The organism is Tateyamaria sp. LSS28 (assembly GCF_059611725.1).
The window spans coordinates 1-24784 of record NZ_JCAPFI010000005.1 but is presented as its reverse complement, the minus strand read 5'-3'; the positions used below and the strand labels follow the sequence as shown (position 1 = coordinate 24784).

Annotated in this window: 26 protein-coding genes and 2 pseudogenes; 18 read left to right on the top strand and 10 right to left on the bottom strand. The window is 57.3% G+C overall.

Going from position 1 to position 24784, the window contains the following annotated elements:
- Nucleotides 1–88: 88 nt before the first annotated feature.
- From AC53L6_RS15750 to AC53L6_RS15690, 13 genes are read left to right on the top strand one after another with little or no spacing between them, the layout of a single operon-like run.
- Nucleotides 89–1129 (top strand): Gfo/Idh/MocA family protein, encoded by a 1041-nt coding sequence (locus AC53L6_RS15750; RefSeq protein ID WP_496908547.1) that lies wholly within the window; start codon nt 89–91, stop codon nt 1127–1129.
- Nucleotides 1122–2195, top strand: coding sequence for an inositol-3-phosphate synthase (locus AC53L6_RS15745; RefSeq protein WP_496908546.1), 1074 nt, complete (start codon nt 1122–1124; stop codon nt 2193–2195). Before AC53L6_RS15750 ends, AC53L6_RS15745 begins: the two co-directional genes overlap by 8 nt.
- Nucleotides 2192–2815, top strand: a complete 624-nt coding sequence (locus tag AC53L6_RS15740) for a DJ-1/PfpI family protein (protein ID WP_496908545.1) — start codon at nt 2192–2194, stop codon at nt 2813–2815. Before AC53L6_RS15745 ends, AC53L6_RS15740 begins: the two co-directional genes overlap by 4 nt.
- A complete protein-coding gene (locus tag AC53L6_RS15735; RefSeq protein ID WP_496908544.1) occupies nt 2802–3578 on the top strand; it encodes an SDR family oxidoreductase in 777 nt (258 codons plus the stop codon). Before AC53L6_RS15740 ends, AC53L6_RS15735 begins: the two co-directional genes overlap by 14 nt.
- Nucleotides 3562–3972: a RidA family protein gene (locus tag AC53L6_RS15730; RefSeq protein ID WP_496908543.1), complete on the top strand. Its 411-nt coding sequence runs from the start codon at nt 3562–3564 to the stop codon at nt 3970–3972. The genes AC53L6_RS15735 and AC53L6_RS15730 overlap by 17 nt, the downstream gene beginning before the upstream one ends.
- Nucleotides 3969–4928, top strand: coding sequence for a carbohydrate kinase family protein (locus tag AC53L6_RS15725; protein ID WP_496908542.1), 960 nt, complete (start codon nt 3969–3971; stop codon nt 4926–4928). Before AC53L6_RS15730 ends, AC53L6_RS15725 begins: the two co-directional genes overlap by 4 nt.
- Nucleotides 4925–6433, top strand: a complete 1509-nt coding sequence (locus AC53L6_RS15720; protein WP_496908541.1) for a phosphohexomutase domain-containing protein — start codon at nt 4925–4927, stop codon at nt 6431–6433. The genes AC53L6_RS15725 and AC53L6_RS15720 overlap by 4 nt, the downstream gene beginning before the upstream one ends.
- Nucleotides 6430–7236 (top strand): MTAP family purine nucleoside phosphorylase, encoded by an 807-nt coding sequence (locus AC53L6_RS15715; RefSeq protein ID WP_496908540.1) that lies wholly within the window; start codon nt 6430–6432, stop codon nt 7234–7236. The genes AC53L6_RS15720 and AC53L6_RS15715 overlap by 4 nt, the downstream gene beginning before the upstream one ends.
- Nucleotides 7233–8453, top strand: coding sequence for an adenosylhomocysteinase (locus AC53L6_RS15710; protein ID WP_496908539.1), 1221 nt, complete (start codon nt 7233–7235; stop codon nt 8451–8453). The genes AC53L6_RS15715 and AC53L6_RS15710 overlap by 4 nt, the downstream gene beginning before the upstream one ends.
- Entirely contained in the window at nt 8450–9664 is a 1215-nt protein-coding gene (locus tag AC53L6_RS15705; protein ID WP_496908538.1) for an adenosylhomocysteinase, read from the top strand. Before AC53L6_RS15710 ends, AC53L6_RS15705 begins: the two co-directional genes overlap by 4 nt.
- Nucleotides 9661–10365: a histidine phosphatase family protein gene (locus AC53L6_RS15700; protein ID WP_496908537.1), complete on the top strand. Its 705-nt coding sequence runs from the start codon at nt 9661–9663 to the stop codon at nt 10363–10365. Before AC53L6_RS15705 ends, AC53L6_RS15700 begins: the two co-directional genes overlap by 4 nt.
- A complete protein-coding gene (locus AC53L6_RS15695; RefSeq protein ID WP_496908536.1) occupies nt 10349–11542 on the top strand; it encodes an MFS transporter in 1194 nt (397 codons plus the stop codon). Before AC53L6_RS15700 ends, AC53L6_RS15695 begins: the two co-directional genes overlap by 17 nt.
- Nucleotides 11543–11544: 2 nt before the next feature.
- Nucleotides 11545–12246 (top strand): HD domain-containing protein, encoded by a 702-nt coding sequence (locus tag AC53L6_RS15690; RefSeq protein ID WP_496908535.1) that lies wholly within the window; start codon nt 11545–11547, stop codon nt 12244–12246.
- 138 nt (nt 12247–12384) lie between these two features.
- Here the strand turns inward: AC53L6_RS15690 and AC53L6_RS15685 are convergent.
- The 5 genes and pseudogenes from AC53L6_RS15685 to mobQ form a co-directional block, all read right to left on the bottom strand.
- Nucleotides 12385–12483: pseudogene (locus tag AC53L6_RS15685) on the bottom strand (IS5/IS1182 family transposase); the annotation flags it as partial.
- Nucleotides 12484–12605: 122 nt separating this feature from the next.
- Nucleotides 12606–13499 carry a LysR substrate-binding domain-containing protein gene (locus AC53L6_RS15680; protein WP_496908534.1) on the bottom strand — a complete coding sequence of 298 codons (894 nt, stop codon included), beginning with the start codon at nt 13497–13499 and terminating at the stop codon, nt 12606–12608.
- 290 nt (nt 13500–13789) lie between these two features.
- A complete protein-coding gene (locus AC53L6_RS15675) occupies nt 13790–14179 on the bottom strand; it encodes an HAD family hydrolase (RefSeq protein ID WP_496908533.1) in 390 nt (129 codons plus the stop codon).
- Nucleotides 14157–14309 (bottom strand): hypothetical protein, encoded by a 153-nt coding sequence (locus tag AC53L6_RS15670; protein WP_496908532.1) that lies wholly within the window; start codon nt 14307–14309, stop codon nt 14157–14159. Before AC53L6_RS15670 ends, AC53L6_RS15675 begins: the two co-directional genes overlap by 23 nt.
- Nucleotides 14306–15529, bottom strand: coding sequence for a MobQ family relaxase (gene mobQ / locus AC53L6_RS15665; protein WP_496908531.1), 1224 nt, complete (start codon nt 15527–15529; stop codon nt 14306–14308). The genes AC53L6_RS15670 and mobQ overlap by 4 nt, the downstream gene beginning before the upstream one ends.
- 406 nt (nt 15530–15935) lie before the next feature.
- Here mobQ and AC53L6_RS15660 point away from each other — a divergent pair, with 406 nt between their 5' ends.
- Nucleotides 15936–16352 carry a hypothetical protein gene (locus AC53L6_RS15660; protein ID WP_496908530.1) on the top strand — a complete coding sequence of 139 codons (417 nt, stop codon included), beginning with the start codon at nt 15936–15938 and terminating at the stop codon, nt 16350–16352.
- A gap of 454 nt (nt 16353–16806) precedes the next feature.
- Entirely contained in the window at nt 16807–17055 is a 249-nt protein-coding gene (locus AC53L6_RS15655; RefSeq protein WP_496908529.1) for a hypothetical protein, read from the top strand.
- Between the two features lie 734 nt (nt 17056–17789).
- On the opposite strand, the gene AC53L6_RS15650 is transcribed toward AC53L6_RS15655, so the two are convergent.
- Together AC53L6_RS15650 and AC53L6_RS15645 are read right to left on the bottom strand one after the other, a co-directional pair.
- Nucleotides 17790–18488 carry a winged helix-turn-helix domain-containing protein gene (locus AC53L6_RS15650; protein WP_496908528.1) on the bottom strand — a complete coding sequence of 233 codons (699 nt, stop codon included), beginning with the start codon at nt 18486–18488 and terminating at the stop codon, nt 17790–17792.
- On the bottom strand, nt 18485–18739 hold the full coding sequence (locus tag AC53L6_RS15645) for a hypothetical protein (RefSeq protein ID WP_496908527.1): 255 nt from the start codon (nt 18737–18739) through the stop codon (nt 18485–18487). The genes AC53L6_RS15650 and AC53L6_RS15645 overlap by 4 nt, the downstream gene beginning before the upstream one ends.
- Nucleotides 18740–19394: 655 nt before the next feature.
- On the opposite strand from AC53L6_RS15645, the gene AC53L6_RS15640 reads away from it, so the two are divergent.
- From AC53L6_RS15640 to AC53L6_RS15630, 3 genes and pseudogenes are all read left to right on the top strand, one after another.
- Nucleotides 19395–21188, top strand: coding sequence for an ATP-binding protein (locus AC53L6_RS15640; RefSeq protein ID WP_496908526.1), 1794 nt, complete (start codon nt 19395–19397; stop codon nt 21186–21188).
- 116 nt (nt 21189–21304) lie between these two features.
- Nucleotides 21305–21469: pseudogene (locus tag AC53L6_RS15635) on the top strand (IS110 family transposase); the annotation flags it as partial.
- Nucleotides 21470–22593: 1124 nt separating this feature from the next.
- Nucleotides 22594–22953, top strand: coding sequence for a hypothetical protein (locus AC53L6_RS15630; RefSeq protein WP_496908525.1), 360 nt, complete (start codon nt 22594–22596; stop codon nt 22951–22953).
- Between the two features lie 146 nt (nt 22954–23099).
- Here the strand turns inward: AC53L6_RS15630 and AC53L6_RS15625 are convergent, their stop codons facing one another.
- The 3 genes from AC53L6_RS15625 to AC53L6_RS15615 form a co-directional block, all read right to left on the bottom strand.
- The gene (locus AC53L6_RS15625) at nt 23100–23810 is read right to left on the bottom strand and encodes an acyl-homoserine-lactone synthase (RefSeq protein WP_496908524.1); all 711 of its coding nucleotides are present in this window, start codon (nt 23808–23810) and stop codon (nt 23100–23102) included.
- 45 nt (nt 23811–23855) lie between these two features.
- A complete protein-coding gene (locus tag AC53L6_RS15620; protein ID WP_496908523.1) occupies nt 23856–24197 on the bottom strand; it encodes a hypothetical protein in 342 nt (113 codons plus the stop codon).
- Between the two features lie 266 nt (nt 24198–24463).
- Nucleotides 24464–24691 (bottom strand): hypothetical protein, encoded by a 228-nt coding sequence (locus AC53L6_RS15615; RefSeq protein ID WP_496908522.1) that lies wholly within the window; start codon nt 24689–24691, stop codon nt 24464–24466.
- Nucleotides 24692–24784 lie beyond the last annotated feature (93 nt).

Here is a 24784-nt window from a genome sequence, read left to right as displayed (position 1 = left end):
GTCTTGAAACCAGTTATTCCCGTAAAACGGGAAATCGGCGGATATCCGAAATCTGCCGAAACCGCTTCGGTCGAGACAGGAGTATACCATGAAGTGCATCGTTGTCGGCACAGGGTTTGGAAGCGTTCATGCCGCATGGCTCAGGGCCATCCCAGACGTTGCAATTGATGCGCTGATTTATGGATCGAACGCCCTCAATGCCGGGGCGATGCGCGCTGAGCATGGCATACCGACGGTCGGCACCGACCTGTCAGAAGCGCTCGGCCGGAAGGGCATCGACCTTGTGTCGATTGTGTCTCCTCCCGAAACGCACCTGATGCATCTGCACGCCGCCACCACAGCGCGCGTCCCGGTCGTTATTGACAAACCATTGGCGCAGGATCTGAAAACCGCGCAAAAAATCCATGCGTTGGCAGAACACTCGGAACAGGACGTGTTCGTGTTCTTTCAATGGCGTCTGCATGCGGCAGCACGCCGGATGAAGGAGCTGGTCAATGCCGAAGCGCTTGGGCGATTGACTCATGCCACGGCGGCTTTCGAGCATGACTTTTTGGCGCCCAACCGGACGCTTTGGCCCTGGCGGCACCAAAACAGTTGCGCCGGTGCCGGGTCGCTGGGTGATATGGGGGTTCATCTGTTCGATCTCCTGCGGTTCGTGACTGGTCTTGAATGGAACGTCACGTCCGCAAGCTGCAGCGTCGCGCATCCCAAGCGCCATGCTCCGCAGGGCACCATCGACTGCAACGCCGACGATCTGGCACATGTCAAACTCCTGTCGCAGGAGCAAAACCTGACGGCTCAGGTCATGACGTCCCGGGTCTCGTTGGGCCGGCGCATGATCGTGCTTGGCCTCTACGGTACAGACGGCGTGGCCAGCGCAAGGTTTGACCCAGAGACGGGAACTGCCTCCGTCACGATGCAACTGGGTCTGCAGCAAGAGAAAACCGAGACATTCGAAAGCGGCAACCCCTATGAGCCGATTGTCAGGCTGCTGAAAGGCCGCCGCGCGATCGCCGAGTCACCGGCCCGGACAGCTGATGGGCTTGCAGCCCAGATTCTTATGCTGGCGGCCGTCTCGGCAGCCCAGATTTCCGATCAATCCGAAAACGAGGAGCGCTTACATGGCTGACCCGATCAAACTTGCTGTGGCTGGAGTGGGAAACAACATTTCCGCTCTATATCAAGGTGCGGACTATTACAGGGAGATGCGCAGGCAAGGCCGCGACGAAGATGCAACTCTTGGTATTCGATGCGAAGAGATCGGCGGCCTGCATGTTGAAGACATCAATTTCGTCGCGGCCTTTGATGTGCATCCAGGCAAGGTTGGCAAATCGTTCTCTGAAGCCGTTCTGGCGCCTCCGAACAACTATCCGAAGCTCGATGTCCCGCTTCGTTCCTACGACTTCAAGATCGAACATGGCTTCACCGAGTCCAATCTGACGTCGGATCTTTCTATGGCGCATATAGTTGATACGTTGCGCAAAAGCGGTGCGGAAGTGCTGTTGTACTCCTTGCCGACCGGTCTGCAGTGGGCCGCGGAGGCTTACGCCGAAGCTGCCCTGCAGGCTGGTGTGGCCATTGTGAACTGCACACCGGAAAAGATCGCGCGAGACCCGGACATTCTGGCGCGCTTCGAAGCGGCCGGCGTCCCTTGCGTGGGGGACGATCTGGCCAGCCATCTCGGCGCATCTGTCGTCCATCGCACGCTTCTCGGCCTGGTAGGAGACCGTGGGTTGACCTTGCGCAGCACCTATCAGCTCAATTTCGGCGGGAACGAGGACTTTCGCAATCTGCGCGATCACGGCAGCAGCAAGGCGGAATCCAAGATCAACGCGCTCCGCCAGAAGGGATTGGACACTGAAAAGATTCAGATCATCCCATCCGCCGGCTACGTCGATCACCTCGAGGATAACAAGGTCGCAATCATCAATCTTGAAGGCTACGGGTGGGCTGCGCGTCCGGTGACGCTCGACCTTAAACTGAAGGTTCAAGACAGCTCGAACGCAGCGGGTGTGATCATTGATCTGATCCGGATTGCGACCGTTGCGCACCGCAAGAAGATCAGCGGCTTCCCGCTTGCTGCGGCCACCTGTCTCAAGTCGCCGTCCTGCGGACACGAAAACGTATCGAGCGCCGAGATACAACAGGCGCTGGTCGATTTGCAAACCGGTCTCGCGTCGACGGCAGCGCAATGAATCTGCGCCTTTCACCAAGGCATGCAGGACGCGACCCCGCCCACGTCCTCATCCTCGCCTTTGACGGGGTGGACGAACTGGATTTGTTCGGGGTCTATTCAATTCTCAGCAAGGCGCGGAATTCCGTCGTCGCTGAAGTTGTCATCGCCTCGCCCGAAAGGTCCGTTCGGGCCTCTGGCGGTGTCGACATTCCCACCCAGCCAATTGGCGACCATATCGCCGGTTGCGGCGTGCTTGTTGTCCCGGGCGGAAGCGGGGCCTGGGACACAGCGCGGGCCGGGACTCTCAGCGATGCGGTAAAATGCGCCTACCGGGATGGCGCGCGCATCTACTGCTGTTGTTCAGGTGCGCTGATCGTCGCTGCGGCGCTGATGCCCCGACAGGGGCGCATGGCCATTCATGCCCGCAAAAAACAGAATTTGCGTGCGTTCTTCGGTGGTGAGATCGTCAGCGGCATCGTCGAAAGCGACGGCATCACAACCATCGGCGGACAGCCCTTCGAGGGGGTCAAGTCGGTCCTCGTCGCGTTCCGAATTCTGAACGATTTGGACGCGACCGTTTCGCAGCGCGTCGCAGAACGGACCGAAATCAGTTGGAGCCCGGCAGATGCGCTCCGGTAGTACAGCGCGACCAGCGACGATGGGCTGGGTGCTCGTCACTGGTGCCAGCCGCGGCATCGGTGCCGCTGTTGCCTCCACGCTGCACAGTCAGGGATGGGGCGTGATCCTCTGGGCGCGGGACGCAGAAGCGCTGGAACAGCGCGCTCGTACATTGGATCCTTCGGGCCAAAGCGTCAGATGGGCAGCGGCCGATGTCGGCGACCCCGATGCCGTTGCACATGCCGCACACCTCAGCTTGCGAGCCGAGACGCCCCTTGCCGGCGTTGTACTCAACGCCGGGCACGGACGCTGGCGTCCTTTGCAGGATGTGACCTTCAAGGACTGGTCCGACACCTTGTCGGGAAACCTCACGGGTTCGTTCCTGACCCTGCAGGCTGCATTGCCGCATCTGGATGCGGTGCATGTGCCGATCATCCTGGGCATGTTGTCGGACAGCGCACTCTGCGCTTTTCCGAATCGTGCAGCCTATGCCAGCGCGAAAGCCGGTCTTGAGACCCTGCTGGAAACGGCGCGCCGGGAGTACAGGTCCAAAGGTATCCGTGTGTCACTGATCTATCCCAGCCGGGTCGATACGCATTTTGCCGGCAGCCACGACACCGCTCACCCCGGTATGCGCGCCGACGGGCTGTCCGCCGAGCAGGTGGCCGAAGTCGTGCGCTGGATTTTCACGATGCCCGACTCCGTCGAAATCCGGAAGCTCGAACTTTCGTCCATCAAGGTGAGCTTTGGTCTTGAGGAGGATCGCTATGCTGAAGCGAGTTGAGAAAAGTGTGCTTGTTCCCGACAAGCATTCCAAACCGGTCGGAGCCTATTCTCCGGGGATCGCGATAAGCCCCAAGTCTGCCGACAGGATGGTGTTTGTCACCGGGCAGGTCGCAACAGATGCCGAGGGGACCGTGTTGTGCCCCGAGGATCCGGCAGGGCAGACCCGTGAGGTCTTCAACCGGATCGCACAGGTCCTGGCAGAAGCGGATGCGACCCTTAATGATCTCGTATCGATTACGATCTATGTCACCGACCTTGATCATTTTGAGGCTGTTTCTGGTGTCCGCAACGACATCCTCAAAGACGCCGCCCCCAGCAGCACATTGGTGGAAGTCGCCGGTCTGGTCGAGCGCGGCTGTCTTGTGGAAATCAGCGGCATCGCGGTCCGATGATGCAGAATCTGGCGACACTTGAACGGCCCGATATCGTCGCGGCTCTGCGGAACGCGGCCGCGACGAAAAAGCTCGCGGCGATGGGGGCGGTGAACTACGACGAAATCTTTCTGTTGCCTGGCACAATGCGCGACGATGGCGCGTCTCATGTCAGCACCAAGCAACTGCTGGCTGGCGGGCACGCGGCGAATTGCGCAACGGCGCTGGCGCGTCTCGGCTGTGCCCCGGCCGTCATGGGAGCGGTCGGCCGCGATTCCTATGGTCACTGGCTGATCAAGGATCTGAACGCAAACGGCATCGACGCGTCGGACGTGGTTCAGATCGACGCACCGACCGGTCGGGCGATCATTCCGGTCTTCGAAGACAGCCACTTCATGATTCTCGAAAGAGGTGCAAACGAGTTTTTCGAGTTGGCGGATCCCGCCCGGATTGAAGGCTTCGACGGTCTCGCCGTCTTCGATCCTGGGCTTCCGGCACTGCAAAACCTGGTCTGTCATCTTGATGGTGCAACAGGCACGCCAGACATCTATTGGACGCCCGGCGGGCACTATGCTGCACATCCTATCGTTGCGGACTTGTTTCCCTACCTGCGCGCCGTCTTTCTCAACACCGCCGAGGCAGAGGACTTTCATCGCGCGCATCCCGGGCTGCGGGCGTCCTACCCGGATATCTGCGTTGTCGAGACGCAAGGGGCTGCCGGGGCGACCTGCAGCGCGGGCACGCTCAGAGCGCATGCGCCGGGCTTTCTGACGGACTGCATTGACCCGACCGGCGCGGGTGACAGTTTTGCTGCGTGTTTCATCCTTGCCGATCAGGCGGGCCTGGAATGGCCACTCTGCCTGAAACTGGCCAACCTCGGCGGCATGATCGCGGTGGAAACCGTTGGGGCACGGCCCAAGGGCTTGTCACTTGATCGCCTTGAAGTTGAAATCAATTCTCGCGAGTTGGCTCGATGAGCGGCTTACCCGCTGCGGAGCCGGAGCAGGACACACTGCTGCGTCGGCAGGGCCGCGTCCAAGAGCTCGAGAGCAGCGCGGACGGATGGCGCGGGCGCATCGGTAAAGAGTTCACCTCAAGGCGGGCGCTGACTGTGGTGCGCGCGATACTTGAAGAACGTGAAACAGAGACCGATCACAGCGCGTCCCAAATCCTTGTCGGCTTCGACTGCCGCCGGCTCAGTGAAAAAGTGGCGCGGCTGGCCGCTTCCCTGATTTCGGAACGCCCCGCAGAACATAAAGTCACGCTGGTCAAACATCTGCCGACGTCGACGGCCTCTTTCCTCACCTCGCAGGAATTCGACCTCGCGATATTGGTGACGGCCAGTCACAACGCCGCGGATTGGAACGGGATCAAGGTCAAGGTCGCGCCGGGTGTTTCGGCCTCGCCGGACTTTGTCAGGCGCGTAGACGCCCGTCACGTGACGTTGCCCGACCGTTCCGTGGCACCCGCGCAACCGGCGACAGACCTCGCGGCATCTGAGCCCGGAATGTTTCTGTCACGCCATGCCCGGGCGGTTGCAGCAGCTCTTCCCTGCAAAAGCGGCAAAAGATTTCGTGTCTCCATCGACGGACTTGGCGGCATTGCGGAGCCCGCACTGGCGCGGCTGGGGCAGTCTCTGGGCTGGCAAACCCTGCCAAGTCGCAGGCCAGTTGATGCCGACTTGTGCGGCCATAGTCCCGACCCATCGCGGCCGAGTGTGCTCAAGCGGCTTTGCACGCGGGTCGAGGACGAGACTGCTGATTTCGGCCTCGCTCTGGATGGGGATGGGGATCGCATCTTCGCGGTGACCGAAAAGGGCGAGGTTGTTCCAACGCACGATCTCATGGCGTTGTTGCTGCTTCATCAGCACCATTCGGACAGCCCTGTCAGACGCATCGCCATCACGCAGTCGGTTGGGGTTTCCGTCCGGCGCGCGGCTGCCTCTATCGGCGCTGAAATTGTCGAAACACCTATCGGGTTCAAATACATTTCGAAGCTGCTGAGTGACCGGGGTGTTGATGCAGGTGTCGGCGCCGTCGGCGATATCGCCTTTCGGGCTCAGACGACTGACCGTGACCCTTTGTTCGTGGCTGCCCAGCTTTCGCAGCGGCTGAGCTGCAGCGACCGCCCGCTGTCGGCCGAGATAGAACAGTTGCGTGTCCAGTTCGGGACAGATGGGCTTCGGTGGATCGAACATCATTTCCCGAATGCTGGCGCGCGGACTGGCGAAGACCTCAGAACGCTTTTGACTGACATTGCGCACATCGTGAACATCTCGCCCGCTGGATCGGAAACGCTGGTCGGAGGAAGCGCTCGCGTCCGTTGCAACTCGGCTGCCTGGCTCATGCTTCGACCTTCGACAACCGAAGGCGGGCTGCGCCTTTATGGCGAGCTGCTCCACGCCAATGCACAGCGTCAGGCCGCCCTCTGCGATGCGATCCAGCACAAACTGAACTCATCAGATCAAGGGAGACAGTCATGACCCCGACATTGGGAATCATCGGTGGAACCGGGTTTTACAAGCTGCTTGAAGATATTGAAGAGGTCTCGCCGGACACGACCTTCGGTCGGGCAAGCGCGCCGATAAGCCTTGGAAAGATCAATGGCCACGGCGTTGCGTTCCTGCCGCGCCACGGGCGCAATCATGACTACTTGCCCTCGGATGTCCCTTACAGCGCGAATCTTGCCGCGCTCAAAGAGATCGGGGTCCAAAAGATTCTGGGCTTCAACACCGTGGGTAGCCTTCAACCCGACTATCGTCGTGGTGACTTCGTCGTCACAGACCAGTTCGTCGATCGGACACGGCGACGCGGGGATACAATCTTCAACGGGGACGCCGGCGCCCATATCAGCTCCGCCTACCCTTACTGCCCACAGATGCGAAAAGCCGCGATTTCAAGCCTTAAGAAAGTCGGGGCCCGCAAACACGACGCCGGGACCGTCGTGGTGATCGAGGGTCCCCGGTTTTCCAGCGCGGCCGAAAGCCGATGGTTCAGCGCGCAAGGCTGGCACACCGTCAACATGACTCAATACCCCGAGGTTGTTTTGGCCAGAGAAATGGAGCTGTGCTACGCCAACGTGTCCTTCGTCACCGATTATGATGTCGCAGCAAAGGAAATTGTGGGCGACGAAGATGCGGCACCGGTGACACATCACGGAGTGCTGAGCGCCTTTGCCGCGGGAAGCCCCATAGTGATGGGCTTTGTGCGCGAAATGGTCGATCGTGTGGTGGCCTTGAATGGCAGTTGCGGCTGTGCGACGGCTCTTGCGGAGGCGCGCACATGACGGACGATCTTGTATCCGCCGGCCAGAGCGCCCTTGCGCGCGCCCGAGGCGATATGCCGGTTCTCGAAAGCATTCGCCAGGACTTGAAGGGGACGCCTCCGCTCGACGGGGCGCGCATCGCCGGCTGTCTTCATCTCACCAAGGAAACCGGTGTCCTGATCCAGCTTCTCAAGGACGCAGGCGCAGAGATTGCGTGGACCGGTGGGGACGAGGTTTCCACCCAGGATGAGATTGCCGCAGCCCTCCAGAACGATGGGATTGCAACCTTCGGACGCCGGGGCATGACGACCGCCGAGGTGCACACCGAAATCGACCGCACGCTGGAGCACCATCGCAACGGACCCACGATCATAATCGACAATGGCGCGCGGCTTGTGCGCGCTGCCATCGACACGCCCGAGCGCTTTCCCGGTCTTCTCTTCGCAACCGAAAAGACGACCGAAGGCTGCGCGGAATTGCGAGAGATCGCTGCGCACCGACCAATTGAGCTGCCTGTCTTTCTGGTCAACGACGTGGTGACAAAATGGGAAGTGGACAATACATTCGGCACCGGGCAATCGACGCTTGACGGTATCCTGCGCGCCACCGGCCAGCTGATCGCCGGGAAGGCCTTTTGCATCTGCGGGTACGGGCATGTCGGCCGGGGCGTTGCCATGCGTGCGGTCGGGCTGGGCGCGCGAGTCATCGTCGTCTGCCGCAGTTCGGCCACGGCAGTTCGCGCCACTCTAGACGGATTTCAGGTGCTTCCGCTCGAAGAGGCCATTGCGCGCGCAGACATCCTCTGCACCGCGACGGGCTTTCCGGATATCGTGCAGGCGTCGCATCTTGAACGCGCGCGTGACGGTATCACGCTTTGCAACACGGGGCATTCGGTCACAGAAGTCGACGTTGACTCCCTTGAAGAGATGGCGGCCAGCTCAGCCCATCTCAGCGATCAAATCGTCCGCTACTCCATGCGGGATGGCAGACGTATTGACCTGATAGGGCGCGGCGGACTGGTCAACCTGGCCGCTGCTGCAGGCAACCCCAGTGAGGTGATGGACGTGACCTTTGCCAACCAGGCCTTGTCCGTGCTGGCCGCAGCCCGCGCGTCCACTCCCCTAAAGGCCGGGCTGCACGAAATCACCGCCGCTCAGGACGAGGGCGTCGCTCTCAGAAAGCTGCAGGCGATGGGCGTGCAATGTGACGCCCCTATGGTGGAGGAGGCATTGAAATGAACAAGGTTCACAGAGCTGACGCATTGACAGACGCCCGGGACCGGCTGGCGCGGGCGGCGTCCGACATGCCGGTGCTGTCGACCATCGCTGGACGTTTCGAGAAGGATGTCCCTTTCCGGGCGCAGCGCATCGCCCTGTGCGGTCACATCACCGAGGCCACGGCGATTCAGGTTCGGACACTGATGGCACTGGGCGCTGATGTCGCCTGGTGCGCTTCAAGCACGTCCACAACGGATGATGCCGTCGCGGCGCTGATGCACGACGACGTGGCGTTGATCGTCGGCGAAAGAGGAATGTCGGAGGACGCCTTGCACGCGGGCGCGACGGCCGTGTTGGCGCATTGGAAAGACGGCCCGACCATTCTTCTGGATGAGGGTGCAAGACTTATCCGGGCCGTGCATCGAGATAAGCAAGACATCAGCAACATCAATATCGCTGCCGAAAAGACACCCGAAGGCATCGAGGCGATCGGGGCGCTGCGCCTGCGAATCCCGGTTCTGATGAGTGACATGTCGATCGGCAAGCGGCTGGTCGATAACCCCCATGGAACAGGCCAATCCATTCTTCAGACCATCTTGACGGTCACTCAAGGCCTGCTGGCGGGCAAAACGCTGCTGGTTTGCGGATATGGTCGCGTCGGCAGCGGTCTGGCCCACAAGGCGCGCGGCCTCGGTGCGCGGGTTCTCGTGTCCGAAACTCGCCCCACGCGCGCCCTCATGGCCGCACTCAACGGTTTTGAAGTTCTGCCAATCGTGAAGGCCTTGCCGCAGTCGGACATTGTCATCACCGTCACGGGCCAACCTGAGGTGATTGGTGCGAAGACCTTCGCGCAGCTGCGGGACGGGGCGCTGCTGGTCAACGGCGGCCACTTGCCAGTGGAGGTTGATACCGCGGCACTGGCCCAATCGACGGTCAAGGAGGATCATGCGCCGGGGCTGACAAAGCATACTTTTGCTGACGGCAGATCCGTTCTGCTGATGGCCGGCGGAAACATCGCAAACCTCAGTGTCGGGACGGGCAATCCGAACAGCGTCATGGACGCCACTTTTGCAAGTCAGGTCCTCGGCCTGACCCATGCGATGGATCTGAAACTTGAGCCGGGCCTGCATCCGCTGCCAGACACTGGCGAGAAGGCCGTCGCACGACTGATAGCGGAATCCCTGGGCATTGACGTATCCGCCTTGGATCGCCCGTGCGAGGCGGCGAGATGAGCGCCGTCCGACATCGGCTGCCCGCCAGCTTCACGCTCACGGTCTTACGACACGCGCAGACTGCGGCAAATCTGGACGGGACGTTTTGCGGTATACGTGATGTGCCCCTGACGCCATTGGGAGCCGAAATGGCGCGGCGGCTATCGAGGAACCCCTTTGTGGACCCTGACGCCGCGTTGTTTTGCAGCCCGTTTCGGCGAACCCGGCACACCGCTGAGGCGCTGGCGCGGGCTCTCGGTATCGCGGACATCAAGGAAGACCACCGGCTGGCGGAAACCCGCTTCGGCGCGTGGGAAGGCAAGACAAAGGCAGAAATCGCGTCGGAGGCGGATTATCGGCGCTGGCGGCAGGACCCCTACAATCATCGGCCCCCTGGGGGAGAAAGCGGCGCGGAAACGCTGGACAGGTTGCTGGGGGGCCTGACCGAGATACTGCGACTGTCCAGCCGCGTCATCGTGGTTACGCACAAATCTCCTGCCCGCCTGCTCGCGGCCTATTTCAGCCAATATCCCCTCGAACGCTATCGCGACATGGCCGGTTTTCATGTCTCGTCGGCGACGCGGATCATACGCACGGCACGAAGACACGATGTGGTCGAAGGACCAAGCGTCGATCACCTGCCCGCCGACTGGCGCAAGTCCCCCGATCAACTGACACGACAAGACCCCAAGGATACCAAATCCAATGTCCCGGCAGACTGAGCGTCCAATGTCGGCCCCCGTGCTCCTTCTGGCTTTCAGCCTTGCGCTGCTGCACATGCCAAGTGGAATTCCCGCCCCATTCTATCCCATCTATCAGGATACATTCGGGATCGGTGCCAATACGATTTCGATGTTTTTTGCCACCTATATTCTGGGGGTGGTCGTGGCCTTGGTTCTCGCTCCAAGGGTTCTGTTCTACAATAATGTCCTGATCGCCGCCTGTGCGCTGTCTCTGGTTGGAAACATCACGCTGCTCCGGTCATCCTCCGTCTTCGAAATCTTTTTGGGGCACTTCATCCACGGAATTGTCTTGGGGATATTCACGGTCGTGATCCCGGTGGTCTTGGCCCGCATCGACTTTTCGGGTGAATCGAAGATTGCCGGCCGGATGACCACATCGGCAAACGCGGTTGGTCTCACGGCGGGACCGCTTTGGGGGGGCGTGATGCTCGCCTATGTCCCTGGCGGCGACACGCTGGTCTGGTGGTTGCAGATCGCGATGACGGTGGCGATCTTGCCGTTCATGCGCATATCCCTGCCGGATCTGTCAAACGAGGAAAGCGCACCAGCAGAGAGTTTCAGGCAGTTTGTCCGAGATCCCCTGACATTTGCCGCAACGCTGGTCGGGTTCGTGGCCTTTGCATCAGGAGGGCTGTTGGCGGCCCTCGGATCCGTTTTGGCCGACACCGTCATGGGGGCCGAAAACGCCGCGGTTCAGGGCCTGGTCGTGTCGTTGAGTTTTGCCCTTTCGGCGGTAACGGGCGCCGTCAAGCTCAAGCGCAGCGATGCTGCGACGCTAGCACTGGGCGTTTGCTTCGTAGGCATAGGTGTGTTCGGTATGGCGGTCGCGATTGTTTTCGCCAACCTCTGGGTGTTTCTCGCTGCAGCGGCAGTGAATGGCGTCGGCCAGGGGTTCGGACTTCAGGGAGGGACGCAGGCGGTCGCGCATCGCAGCAATGCCAATCAAGCAGGCCGATCCGTCGCTGGGTACTTTCTGTTATGCTACGCGGGAACCGTGCTCTCCAGCTTCGGTGTCGGGATACTGATCAGCTGGACGGATCTCGTCTTCGCCAGTTTGGTTTTCTGTTCCGGCTTGCTGCTGATCTGCTTTGCGGCCCTGTGGATTTCGCAGCGCGAAGTGCTGCGTCAAATTCATCCCAACAGAGACGGGGCATAACGGTGACACGGGCTTTCGACAGTTTCGATCCCTTTTCGGGACTGGCCGAGGAACTCGGCGTCTGGCTCCCGGAGGCTGATGATGGATCCCACGATATCGGTCATCTGGCCCGCGTCTGGCGTTTTGCCCGACATATCAACGAGTCGGAAAGGGCCGACCCGTTGATCCTGTTCGCCGCAACCTTTCTGCATGATTGCGTCCAGATCGAAAAGAACGATCCGCAGAGACAATTTGCCTCTCGGCTTTCGGCACGGCGCGCAAGATCGGCTCTGCATGATCTGTGCTGGCCAAAAGCGTCGATTGAACAGGTTCAGCACGCGATCGTGGCCCACAGCGTATCCGCCGGCATTGCCCCGCAAAGCCCGGAAGCACGGATCTTGTGCGACGCAGATCGCCTTGATTCCTCGGGCGCGGTTGGCATCGCGCGTTGCTTCTATGTTGCTGGCCGCATCGGCTCTTGCCTTTTCGATCAATCGGATCCAGCGGCCAGAGATCGCGATCTCAATGATATGTCCTTCGCGCTGGATCACTTTCAAACGCGCCTGATCTGCTCAACCGACAGCTTTCACACCAAAAGTGCAAGGAGACTGGCGAAAAGCCGCATGGAGTTTGCAAAGAGCTTCCGCAGGCGTTTCTTTGCCGAGCTCGACAGTTCTCACGACTGTCAGACTGAAATTCGCGCTACCGGATCGCCAATCCGATAGCGCAAGGCAGCCCTCACTGTACCCGGGGTCAGGACCCATCGGGTTCCAGCGGTCAACGTGGGTCACGGCTGCAAGACGAGCGGTGACCCTATGGCCGCGGCTATCGCCGGGAGGGAGGAGACCAAGCTCTACGTTGGCTACCCGCCGGTCGTCGACGCGGGGCTTGCCGTGGGACTTCGGGAAGACCGGTTCGAGACGCGCCATCTGTGCGTCCGTCAGCCAGAAGAGATTGCTCATGTCACCGCTCGCTTTTCGAGCACTGAGTCATGGGCTTACCGCGCTAGCAATCAGCCCTGAGCCTAACGTCTAGAAGGATGAAGGTTCTTCGACGCGGGCCACGCAAAGCACCACCGTGGAAATTATGAGGCTTTGCCAATGCCGCAGAGTTCCTCAACGAGCCACTTTCGAAACGCCGTTACCTCGCGCGTCCTTCGCACCTCTGTCGGTTCGACAAACCAATAGGAGATGCCTGTAGTGAAGCGCCCCGGAAAGGGGGCGACGATGCGGCCCATATCAAGCGCATCCTGTGCCAAGATTTCCCATGCAAGGAAAACCCCCTGACCGGCCATCGCGGCGTCGATGCAGAGCGAGGCGTCAGAAAAGACGGGCCCCTCTCCCAACTGCTCCTCTGACATACCGTTCGGCGATAGCCAAACGTCCCATCCAAACATCGAGTTGGGCTCACGAATGATCGGGACACGCGTGAGGTCTGTTGGATCGTTTAGGCGGTCTGCGAGGCTTGGCGCACAAACGGGAAAGACGCGCTGCGGAAGTATTTCCTCCGCTAGCAATCCTGACCAATTACCCCAACCCACGCGAATGCAGGCATCAATTTCTCCGGGCCTGGGATCGACGAGATCGACAGACGCATCAATCCTGACTCGAATATCTGGATACACCTCAGAAAAACGCCCCAACCGCCAAACCAGCCACTTTCCTGCAAACACAGGTGCGACAGACACAGTGATTGCGTTTTCGTTTCTACGCCGAGCGACGGAAACCCCGCGCGCCAAGGCTGTGAAGCCGTCGGCAAGGTGTGCGGCCACCTCGCGACCTAACTCTGTCGGCTCTAATCCTTTCGGCTGACGGTCGAACAGCACTCTTTGGAGTTGGGCCTCCGCTTTGAGAATTTGTTGGCTTACTGCGCCGGGTGTGACACCAAGTTCGTTTGCTGCCGCGCGAAGGGTTCCGAGGCGGGCCACCGCTTCCACTGCCCGCAAGGCGTTGAGGTTCACATTGGACAGTTCAATCATATTGATTTTCTATACGGTAGGCGAGGAAAAGTCTATATTTTAAAGCGCCGTAAGATGATTGTATGCAGACATGCTTTATCTCTTGAACCTCATCTTTGCGAACCGTGGGCGACAGCAGAGCTGTGTTTATCTGGGCGCATTGAGTCGTTATGGCTCAGAGGACGAAAAGCAATGGCGACGCGACCCGCTATCGCATCCGGCACTCCGGAACATGACGCCGCGTGAGCTTGCCGACCTGCCTTTCGATCCGGTTCAGATACTCCCGGATTAATCATCTTGAAGGCGGTCGGTTAGTATTGCCCAACGATCCAGTAGTCGCTGGCGAGATTGGAACAAAGCGCGAGGCGCAGCCCCTCGGCGCGCAACCGTGCCCAGATGTCCGCCATGCCTGGGCGCAGGGCGACAGAGCCGGTCTCGATCATCATCCGCTCCATCACCTCAAGAAGCACGCGAGGATCAAACTCGGCCCCAAGCGCGTCGGGCCAGTGCGTAAACGGCCGATCCTCACGCATGAGCCGATGCTTCAGCTCCTGCCGCTTCTCCGGCGACAGCGCCTTGAACAGTGGCCGGAAGGCCTGCCGCCTATCGGTGATCTCGACCAGCGTTCCGAATGCGTCGAAACACACCGCCTCGATCCCGTCGAAGATCGGCGGCAGATCAGTGAGAGAGGCCGGGGTCACGGTCGATCTCCCTGTCGATCTCGCGGTCGTTCTCCTTCTCGACCTCCTGATCTTTCTCCTGGTCTCGCTCCTCCTCGATCTCCAGCTTTTCGCGCGGCTTGTTGAGCACGTCCTTCAGCCGCTCGTTCACGGACGGCTTGCGCGTCTCGCGCCCGATGTCCTCGCCAAGCTCGGGATCGCTGTGTCCGTCCAGCCTGTGAACCACCGCCTGCCCGTCACGCCCGGCGTCCTTCTCCAGATCTCCTTCAGGCGCTCCCGCGCATAGTTGCGCCCGCGTGCCGGTTCTTCGTCGCTCTGCCCACCACGGTCCTTGTCCGTGATCCGCGCCAACCTCTCCCGCATGTCTTCTGGCCCGGCCCGTTCGCCGCGCTCCTTCGCAGCCGCCGCCCTGAGTGCCGCCAGCCCGGCCGAGACACGCCCCTGCCCTGCATCCCGCTCGGCCCCGTAGGTCTCCCGCGCGATGTCCAGCCGCTCGCGCAGCTCGCGGAACGCAGCACGGGCCTGGCGGGCGGCATGGACGACAGCCCCGCGCTCGGTGACGGGGACGTATTCCCGGCCCTGGCGCTCGGCCATTGCCTTCGCGCGCCGTTCCATGGAATTGGCCGCTGGCCCCAGCTTCAGCTCCGGGTCGCGGTCCAGCTCCTCGGCTGACAACTCGTCCCCCCGCTCCAGCGCCGCCTCGCGTTGCGCTTCGAGCGACCGGTGATCGACACGCTCGGCCACCCCTACCCCTTCAAGGACGCGGTTCTGTAGATCGGCCCAGACACCGCGCATCTGCTCGATCTCGACGCCGCCGGTCTTGGCGGAATCGAGCACACGGGTCTTCGAGGTGAAACCCTCCTGCTCCAGTTTCCGGGTGCTGGTCAGAACGTGGGCATGGTGGTTCCGCTGATCGCCTTCGCGGTGCGGCGCGTGGATCGCCACGTCGACGGCCACGCCGTAGCGGCTGACCAGCTCCTGGGCGAAGTCGCGGGTGATCTGCGAGCGGTCCTCGGCGCTGATCTCTGACGGCAGCGCCAGCTCCCATTCGCGGGCGGTAACGGAATTGCGGCGGGTCTCGCTGGCCTCGACCTCGTTCCAGAGTTTCGAGCGATCCAGCGCCCAGTCCGGGGCATCTTTCGGGGTCAGGATGAAGGTCTCCTCGATCCCCTGCTTGCGGGTGTAATCGTGGACGCGACCTTCACGTTGGCACTCGATGCGCTCCCCGACACGGTAGGCAGCCGCCGCCGTGGCAGAGCGCCCGGCGCTGCGTTTGATCGTCTTCACGGAGAGGTGGTAGCTGACCTGCGGACAATCGCCTGCCTGGTAGAGATTGCTGCAAATCTTTAGACACGGGTGAAGGGTTTGCATAAGTGCGCTCTCAGCGATTTGTAACACCACAGTATCACTGGATGGTATCTGAGGGGCTTAGAACGGACTGCTGGGTCGCAGCACCATCAGTCTATGCCCCCCGTGGGTCACGGCCCTTAGCCGACCTTGCGCACCCCGTCGGCATGCCGCACTCGCAGCCCGCTTTGCGGTCATTCGCTGCAGGTGCAATATCCGGCGTCGCTTGAACTCACACATCGCGGGACGAACAGGACATTCGCTGCGGCTGTGCCGATGACCGCTCAGTAAAAACCTACCGGCGAAAATCGACCGCTTTGGATGAGACCCTTGTCATAGGAGACACAAAGCTTGATCTTTGTAGTCCACACCTTAAGGCGGTAGGCATGACTGAGGTGTATCAGCGTCAAACCCAATAGGAGAGTGAGGTATGGTCAAGAGTATCTGCGTAGCTTCTGTTATTGCTATTGTCGCCGGTCCGGCATTTGCAGACGATTTGACCGTTGCTCAGAGTGCCCTTGCTCGACAGATGTACGAGACAGTGCTGGAGCGGGCGGTCGTCAATCGAATGGCGGACATGTGCGCTGAAGTTACTTTGAACGAAGCGCAATTGGCCTCTCAAAGAGATCACATCATGTCCTTAGCGCAGCAGAACTTTTCGTCCGGCGAAGACTTCATGAGAGCGGCGGGGAGCGAAGAGCAAGAGAAAATGGGGGAAGACATGCGTCGGTTTTTCTTCCAGCGGGGTGTAGAATGGGACTCTTCTGCTGAAGAGTATTGTGAGTTGGCCCACACGTTGATCGAAGCAGAAGCAGCTACTGCGACCCATCTAGAAAGGCGGGAATAGTTAACCGTCCTGCTGGTTTCTGGTTGCCAACGCCATGATCGATAGCGGATGCGATATCAACCAGATACGCACTTAGATTTCTCCTACTGACCGGGCGACCTGTGAAGTAGCCGATTGCTGTTTGCAGACACTGATGCATAACGCAACATCTGTTAGAGTGGGCTCTTTGCCGCCATCGGAGCAACCGCAGCATTGGATCGTCCGACGATGGATGCGTCTACGTGGACGGCCCCCCATTGCGGATCTTGGCTCCGCGATCCTGTTTCTGCGGTGCGGCCCGTCGAACCAGCCGTTCGCTGCAAGCGCGAAATCAAGCCGATGACGAACTCACACATCGTGAGGCTGCCCTTTCTATCTATGAATCGTTCTGGAACCGACTACACCACAACGGGTGTGTTTTTGAACAAGACAGGTCTAAAGTCGCTCGCATAGTTGGAAGCTAGGACTTATTCGCATGAATTTATCGGAGCAAATCGAAAAGCTACAGACAGCGATTGGCAACGCGCAAGAGGAAGTTGATCGGGCTTGCCAAGACATGCTGGACGCCAATAACCACGAATTTGCTGCATTGTCCGATAACGCAAGAAATACGTTTCGAAAACAATACGAGCGATCAACGGATGACTTCGGAAACTGGTCGAATGCTTTGACAGCACTGAAGGGCGAACTCGAAGAACTTCAGAAGAAACAAATACTGGAATAAAAGGGAGCCCATGGTGGTTTGGGCGTTTTCTTACCATACGATAAACGTTCACGTTTCGCTCTGACGTCAAAGTTGGATCCGGCCCATTCCTGCCATTCACTGACCTGTCAAGATGCTGCTGTCGCAGCCCACATAACCGCCGTTCGCTGCAAGCGCGAACTTCAGGCTTCATAGAACTCACGCATCGCGGGACAAAGCTCGATTTCGCTGCAGATGCGCCAATGACCACTTCAGATATGATTGATCGGCAGAAATTATCGATATCGTCCGTGGGAAAAGCGGTTGAGTATTTGCCTATTGTACCCGCAACACAGAATTTGGATCGCAGTATGTTACCGTGGGCTGTGCAGGACCTTGCGGCTTTTCATCTCCAATGCTTCAAAACCACATGTCCGTCACGGTCCGGCCATCACCTGGAAGTTCTTTGAAGCTGTCGTGCCCCTCAAAGTGGCGGATTGGAATCTGGCCAATTGGAGAGGGGTCAGACATCCGAAGATTGACGGCCGTCCGCTTACGTCCGCTTTATCCTCTTACCGGACCTTTGATGTTGGCAGTCAACGCTGCACCGCAGCGTTCTCGATAGCAGACATTGACAAATCGTGATCAAATGACTCTGCCTTCCGAAAACAACGTGCTAAAATCATCAGGATTTCGCTAGGTGTTTTTGACCGGGCTATGTGGCTGATCTTGTGCAGAGTGCGGCGGCGTGAACAAAATCGTTTTCGTCAACACGCCTATGCAGCGATCAGGCGTTCGGTGGGCTCGATGTCTGGAATTCGATACCCTTGGCCCCAAACCGTTTGGATACAATCTTGGTCCAAACCAGCCTCGCGTAAGGTCCGCCTGATCTGGCAAACAAATACATCAACAGTTTTTTCTTGAGGTGGGTCTTCCCAGCCATAAAGATGATTGAACACCATTTCCTTCGTCACAGTGCGCCCACGCTTCAGAAATAGGAGTTCCAGCAATTTGTGCTTCTTGTGCGGAAGAACAATATCCTGCCCATTGACGGAGAACTGATTCACAGAGGTGTTAAAAGTCACCCCACCGCACGTAATGCTCTCGGACGATGTGCCATTGGCGAAGCGAAGGATCGCATCACATTGCATCTTGGTCAGGCGATCATTGCCACATTCGGGCACCACAATATCCAGATCTGGCTGAGATCTATCACACAGATTTACAACATGGTCCTGAGACACGAGACCGATTGTGACTGGGATGTCCAACGTGTTTCGAGCATTCTGCAGGGCCGTTCGAACTGATTGTCTGTCTCCGCACAAGCCAAACAAAGCGGCTTGAAACGAATGCGTGCCTTCAAAATCTAACACATGGTCCGCATCCTCGGCGCGATGGATATCCCATGACTGACCGATCACTTGCTTGCGCACTCGGTCCAGCAACTCGTCTGAGCCAAAAAACAAAATGTTCACGACGCCACCTCGCTAGCGACCCGTTCCAATGGGGGCTGCTTAGCGAGCTCCTGCACGTCCTGAACCTTGCTTAGCTCCGCAACCGCTACAAACAGCCCAGTCGCTTCGCGATTGTCACCTTCTCGCGCTATGCGATAGGCAACAGTTTCAAGCTTTTCTATCAATACTGGCGTGGGCCAGTCCTCGTAGCCTTCAAAGTACTTCTGGGCGATCAGCGTCGCCCGTCTGCGCATTTCCTTTTGGTTATTCATAAGCATTCCCCACAATGACAGATGAGTAATTTCGCGTTGCATAAATCAGCGCGACCACTCGCATAAGGGGAAAAAATCTTACGTGACGTCACTTTCGGGTGCCGAGATGCTTCGAAGAATTCGAGAGTGACGTTGCTCTCTGATCCAGGCCATCCAGTAGCAGGTCAGACCGTTTTCTGTGCAGATGGATGGTCGTTTGGGCAGGCTCTCGCCGATGCTTTGATCGAGTGTTCAGCTTTGAGACGCTGCCGAGCGTCCGCTCAACGCAGAGACCAGCAAACCCTTACTATTTAGTGAAAAATCTAGGTGAGCCCAGGCCCGCATTTCGTTCACTGGGTCAGATGTTACAGTGCGACCCGACAAACGAGCCGTTCGATTAAGGTGCACGTTTTTGAAGATCGAACGCCCAGTTTTTTGGATGACGTGCCAATGCGCTGCGGGCGGTTTGACCTTTTGCCCAAAGCTCCCCGCTTACAACCAAAGTTTGCGAGTCTTTTGACAGCGGCCTTGCTATAGGTGCACGCGTCACTCTAAAGTTGCATTTTTGATGCCGATACACCGCACTCTGTCAAGCGTGATATACCAAATTGGATCACATATGAACTTCTCCGGTGGTCCCAATCCGCACACACTAGACACTGAACGAGCCGGCTTGGTGGAAGACGGCAAGGTCTTGGCGAGGCGTGTTTATGCTGTCTCTCGGCTGACACCTACAATGATGTTGGCGAATGTCGCCAACGCCTTGTCGTTGCTCCTGATCCTTTGGTTCGAGAAGCAGACTCGTGTCGATGCCATCCTTTGGGCGATGGTTGTGATTATTGTTTCAGGTTGGGTCATATTCAGACAGTTCATTAGGCGACGAAAACCGTTTCCCAAGACACTCTCCCGTCGCACTTTCAGGCGAAGCGTGATCCAGGCCGCGTTTCTGGGGGCACTCTGGGCATACCCAGGATTGACCATTCTTCCGGAAGCCGATGGTCTCCTGCAGTCATTCCTGATTGCATTGGCGGCGGGCATGATTGCTGGAGGCGCGATCACACTCTATCCACTTCCTGCTGCAGCTTACACGTTTTGCGGAATAATCCTCTTGGGATCGTTTGTTGGCTTCAGCCGGACCGCCGATACGCCGACTTTCTGGGCGTTCGCACTCGTCTCCGTAACTTTCTTCATCATAATTTTTCAAAGTATCAAGCGTCATGAGCGTGTATTCGTATCCGAATTCGAAGCACGTACGGTCCTCAACATCCAAAACGAACGCATGGGAGAACTGCTTGAAGCTGCCCGCCGTGATACGTTGGAAGAGAGGAAGCGGAATGAGGAACGATTGCTTCAGACCCAAAAGTTGGAAGCAGTCGGTCAGCTCACGGCCGGTATTGCACATGACTTCAACAACCTTCTGACGGCAATACGCGGCCACGCAGAACTTCTGGAAATATCTGGCGGCGCAAATAAAGAGCTGATCGATCCAATCGTGCAATCTTCTGATCGTGGCGCTGAATTAGTGCGCAGGCTTTTGGCCTTTGCGCGTCAGCAAGCGTTGGCTCCAAAGTCAATCTTTCCGTCAGACATCATCCGCGAGACGGTAGCACTTATGCGGCGGACGCTGCGAGAGGACATTCAGGTAGAATTGGACCTCGCGGAAGAGACATGGCCTGTTTTGATGGACCCTGGTCTTTTGAGCAATGCGTTGCTGAACCTCGGAACCAATGCCCGGGATGCCATGCCTGAAGATGGGACAATTACGATAAAACTGGAAAACGCTTTCGGTGATTTGGCCCCATCCCAACTGACCGGCGACTATGTGAGCCTCTGTGTCCAAGACACCGGGTCAGGCATGAATACTGAAACGCGACGCAGAGCGATTGAGCCTTTCTACACGACAAAGGAATTCGGCACAGGCAGCGGTCTGGGGCTGTCGATGGTCTATGGATTTGCCGTTCAATCCGGTGGGACAATGACGATTGAAAGCGCCCCGGGCCATGGGACGACGGTAACCATCTTTCTGCCGCGTTCGGCGATTTCGCCAGAGGATGACAATAGCGAGTCATCCGATGATCTTCCTTTAGGAGAAGGCAAGACGGTTCTGCTTGTAGAAGATAATCTGTCGGTTCGTGACAGTGTAACCCGGCTCTTGGAGTCGCTTGATTATTCCGTCAAGGCGACAGAAAGCGTCGAAGAGGCGAAAGATGTCCTCCGTCGTTCCTCAGAAGCTCCACAGATGATCCTGTCCGATGTCGTGCTTCCCGGCGGACAGCGGGGGACCGATTTTGTACGAGAAATTCACGATAGCCACCCACAGATAGGGGTAGTTCTCATGTCTGGATACGCCGATACCGGCGAACCCGAAGAAAGCGACACACTCGGAGAGGTGCTTTTTCTTAGCAAGCCCTTCACGCGTGCCGCTCTAGCGTCAACCATGGCGAAGGCCGGAAACGCTACCGTGGATTAGATGCACGATGTCAAACGTGGACCGCCCTTTGCGGATGAGGTGGATGGCTCCTGCTCCACCGGCATCGAACGTGCCAAAGTGCAGTTGTTATCGACTGCAAGGAAAGGAGCCACCCAATGACAGTAAAGACCGTGGGCCTGGATTTGGCCAAGGACGTTTTTCAAGTTCACTGCGTTTCAGCGACGGGACGCAAAATCATGAACAAGAAGATCAAGCGTGCGAAGCTGCTGGATTTCTTTGAGACGTTGCCGCGATGTGTTGTGGGCATGGAGGCCTGCGGATGCTTTCGATGCGACTTCCTGTGTCAGTCGCAAGAATGAAAACCGACAAAGCTGTTTTGGCAGTAGCCACGTGGGCCAGCTCGTACCCGAGATGCTCGATTTCTTTGATTAAGAGGTCATTGAGTACTTTAAGTCTGCTCGAGGCTGGGACTTGGCGGACAGTTCTTCGGATTCCTTCAAAGTCTACTTTAGTCTGGTCCATCTGGCAGCTCCCCAGCACAAGGTGTAAAAGATGGAAGTTCAAAGTCGCATTTTATTGATTGGTAAAAGTTCCCGTCGCGGGGGGAAATACTGCTCAAGGCGCTTCGAGATGCATCAAAAACGCCTCTTCGGGCAATAAAGGCGACATAAAGTATCTGACACGGCGTCATTTTCGCAGCAACCTTACTGACACGAACCCGAAACAACGAAAGCCACTACTGCAGGGAGTTCATTGGTATTGGTCAATCTGGCGCTGTGTAAGGCTGTGATTGCTATGGCTGCTCAGTATCCACCGAAAACAACAGTCATCATCAGAACGGACCTCGATCATAGGTCCGAAGCTGACAATCATCGCCAGAATGAGAACGTCGCCACCCGAACTCACGCTGTTTAGCGTACACCAATGCCCGAGGTAGTAAAAAAAGAGTGCGCAGGAACAGTGCCAGGAGACCAAGCGGAACTGAAAAATGCAAGTAAAAGCACTTCGAGAAATGCGATCATGGGTCATTCTTGCCAAACAGGAAAGCTCTCTCCATCGCAAGCTATGCCGATAGCAGGTTGACTCACTCACGGGCAGCTCCGACTATAAATGAAGTACGACAGCCAACTAATAGAATTGGATATTTTGAGTGAAACTTTGCTTAACTATTGTGTTTGCGTGCCTTGCGGCCATCTCAACACCGGCTATCGCCGGACAAAGCCTACAATTCACTACGTCTGAACCGAGTATCGCTCATGGAGGGGGGTGCAGAAAGTCTTCGCCTGCGGGCCAATGCTGTCATGCTGGATCAAAGCCCTATCACTGCCACTAGTGTCTCAGGGCAGAAAGCCGTCGTATTCAGTGCTGATATTGCTTAAAGTAAGTGATTCAAAGATAGATTTTTAATGGAAAAACTCAAATACTATGTTGGTCAGGGATAAAAATGATCTTGTTCGTTCGCTACCTGTTGTTGTCATTTCTAATTGCGATGATTTCCGCTTGCTCAGTAACCGCACCCGTCGCGGCAATTAGCGAGAGTGGCGAAATCATGCGTGGTCAAGCAACTGCCACTCTGGAAGAGGGCGCATATTTTGTTTCAGATGGTCAAGTCACCTGCACGGGCAATTACAATCGACTTGATGGCTCACTAACAATTCCACTTTCTATTCTGTGTGACGATGGACGAACGGGAATTGGGTCAGCCACTCGTACTGCAAGCGGAACGTCTGGATCGGGACAATTCTCAATGAGTGATGGGTCGCAATGGCGGTTTGTTTTTGGCGAAGGCGCAGCCCTGCTCTAGCAATCCTTCGATCTATGCTTTTCCCGAAGCCTAGAAAAGCCCGTTGTATGGCGGCGTCAAGCTTGTCCGGTGGTGATGTAGAGACACAACTTGCGGAGGCTAAGGGCCTTGAAAGGCGTGGGCGACCCAGAGCCGCCCGAAGCTCGCTATGCAACAAGCGTTTTGGGCTCGCTTGGAAGGTCTTCAACCAGTCCAGAATTCACAAAATATAGCTCCATTTCTGCCCGTGATATTCCACAGTCACTCAGCAATCGACTGTACTCTTCGGCGTTGAACTCCCAGAGACCTACACCAATTTTGTTTTTCTCGCTCTGAGACCATCCGACTACTGTCGGAACCGATCCAATGAAGCGGTAAACGGGCAGCATCTTCCTGTCAAAAACACCAACGTAGTGCTCGACGGAAAACTCTTGCATGATTTTGCCGCCAGCCGCCATCAGCTTTGCCGAAGCATTGGACTTTGCGCCCGGGGATACGCAAAATCGCGTGCATTCCCAGATTATGGGACTTTGGATCTTCACGTTGTTTGTGATGTGCATGAAATGGTCGTTGACCATCGTTCTGCCGACAGTGGGTAGGAGCCGCATCGATGCTTCATGCAAGCCATGTTCGTTTGCAACTATCACGTATAAAGGATTTAGTCTGTCATATTCGTCTCGCTCCTCGCCTTGAGTATTTACCACAACGTCCCAGCCAAGCCGATCATGAAACTGCTCTGCCCGATCCGTGAACATAGAATGTGTTAAAAACGGCTTTTTTGACAGGTCATCGCCGTAAAGAAAGTGAATCATTTTTCCGTCCTCTTTTTTTAAGTACGGGAACAATCCAATATTTAGGTTAGCGATAGGTTGGACCACCGAACGGTGAAACACGTGTCTGAGCAACACCCGCAACACAGACTGTCAGACAAGGAACATCTCATCATGAGAAACGGCCCATTGCGCCAACAGGTCCCTGCAAAGGGTTGCTTGGGAGCCAGTCAATTCGAGGGCAGCCAAATCGATCGATAGTCCAATAATCGCTTCATGGATTTCGAGCAGTTTGGTTTGTTCGCCATAACTGCCTGATTGCCATCCCCCTTTGAGAACTGAAGCCGCAGAGGCCAATGCCAGGACGAGATGCTGCACTGAGGCCTGAGGAAATGTTCGACATGTTTCCACTACCGCCTCAGCGGCAGCTGACCCGTTCACAAAAAACTGCTCGACAAAATACGCTTCAAGGGCGTTCCATTCTTGCGCGCCCACCACCTAAGTATCCATTCCCAATTGTCTGAAAAAGAGTAAGGGGGATTTTTATTGTTTAAAAGTAGATATTTACGCTCAACTTTGGATGGAATTCGAAATCAGACAATCACCTTGTCGATTTGAAACACTATAAGAGCAGGTATTCTATCGCTGCGCCTAGTTGAAAAATCGTGATGGTGGCGCCGAGTGCCAATATGAAGCAGGCCAAAACGCGCTTGCGCCAGCTCGGTCGGCGATTGTCATTAGCGACGCTATCCAAAATCCGTTCAGGCATCTAATATAGCCATACCACGGTGGTGAACTGTGAGTGTTGGTTTGAGAACCACAACATTGTCCTCCCCATCATAGCTAGTATCCAGCGCAGCGAGTAGCATGTCATGCTTCGCCGCAACGACAGCTCTCTGCAACTGGTCCTCCAGATGCTCCAAACCGTTGTTCATCGCGTACTGGATGAGTTCATCGCATACTTCTATTAGCCAGTCATGTTTTTGCATTTTCGAATCCCCGGGTTGAGTGGTGCTACAACCAGACGATGTATTGGTTACTGGATGTTTAACCCGGGGTGGGGTTGAGGGTCCTGTTGCTCA

Excerpts from the sequence above, each read along its gene's own strand:
- AC53L6_RS15750 (WP_496908547.1), top strand. The coding sequence starts at position 89 with ATGAAGTGCATCGTTGTCGGCACAGGGTTTGGAAGCGTTCATGCCGCA.
- AC53L6_RS15745 (WP_496908546.1), top strand. The coding sequence starts at position 1,122 with ATGGCTGACCCGATCAAACTTGCTGTGGCTGGAGTGGGAAACAACATT.
- AC53L6_RS15740 (WP_496908545.1), top strand. The coding sequence starts at position 2,192 with ATGAATCTGCGCCTTTCACCAAGGCATGCAGGACGCGACCCCGCCCAC.
- AC53L6_RS15735 (WP_496908544.1), top strand. The coding sequence starts at position 2,802 with ATGCGCTCCGGTAGTACAGCGCGACCAGCGACGATGGGCTGGGTGCTC.
- AC53L6_RS15730 (WP_496908543.1), top strand. The coding sequence starts at position 3,562 with ATGCTGAAGCGAGTTGAGAAAAGTGTGCTTGTTCCCGACAAGCATTCC.
- AC53L6_RS15725 (WP_496908542.1), top strand. The coding sequence starts at position 3,969 with ATGATGCAGAATCTGGCGACACTTGAACGGCCCGATATCGTCGCGGCT.
- AC53L6_RS15720 (WP_496908541.1), top strand. The coding sequence starts at position 4,925 with ATGAGCGGCTTACCCGCTGCGGAGCCGGAGCAGGACACACTGCTGCGT.
- AC53L6_RS15715 (WP_496908540.1), top strand. The coding sequence starts at position 6,430 with ATGACCCCGACATTGGGAATCATCGGTGGAACCGGGTTTTACAAGCTG.
- AC53L6_RS15710 (WP_496908539.1), top strand. The coding sequence starts at position 7,233 with ATGACGGACGATCTTGTATCCGCCGGCCAGAGCGCCCTTGCGCGCGCC.
- AC53L6_RS15705 (WP_496908538.1), top strand. The coding sequence starts at position 8,450 with ATGAACAAGGTTCACAGAGCTGACGCATTGACAGACGCCCGGGACCGG.
- AC53L6_RS15700 (WP_496908537.1), top strand. The coding sequence starts at position 9,661 with ATGAGCGCCGTCCGACATCGGCTGCCCGCCAGCTTCACGCTCACGGTC.
- AC53L6_RS15695 (WP_496908536.1), top strand. The coding sequence starts at position 10,349 with ATGTCCCGGCAGACTGAGCGTCCAATGTCGGCCCCCGTGCTCCTTCTG.
- AC53L6_RS15680 (WP_496908534.1), bottom strand. The coding sequence starts at position 13,499 with ATGATTGAACTGTCCAATGTGAACCTCAACGCCTTGCGGGCAGTGGAA.
- mobQ (WP_496908531.1), bottom strand. The coding sequence starts at position 15,529 with ATGCAAACCCTTCACCCGTGTCTAAAGATTTGCAGCAATCTCTACCAG.
- AC53L6_RS15660 (WP_496908530.1), top strand. The coding sequence starts at position 15,936 with ATGGTCAAGAGTATCTGCGTAGCTTCTGTTATTGCTATTGTCGCCGGT.
- AC53L6_RS15655 (WP_496908529.1), top strand. The coding sequence starts at position 16,807 with ATGAATTTATCGGAGCAAATCGAAAAGCTACAGACAGCGATTGGCAAC.
- AC53L6_RS15645 (WP_496908527.1), bottom strand. The coding sequence starts at position 18,739 with ATGAATAACCAAAAGGAAATGCGCAGACGGGCGACGCTGATCGCCCAG.
- AC53L6_RS15630 (WP_496908525.1), top strand. The coding sequence starts at position 22,594 with ATGATCTTGTTCGTTCGCTACCTGTTGTTGTCATTTCTAATTGCGATG.
- AC53L6_RS15615 (WP_496908522.1), bottom strand. The coding sequence starts at position 24,691 with ATGCAAAAACATGACTGGCTAATAGAAGTATGCGATGAACTCATCCAG.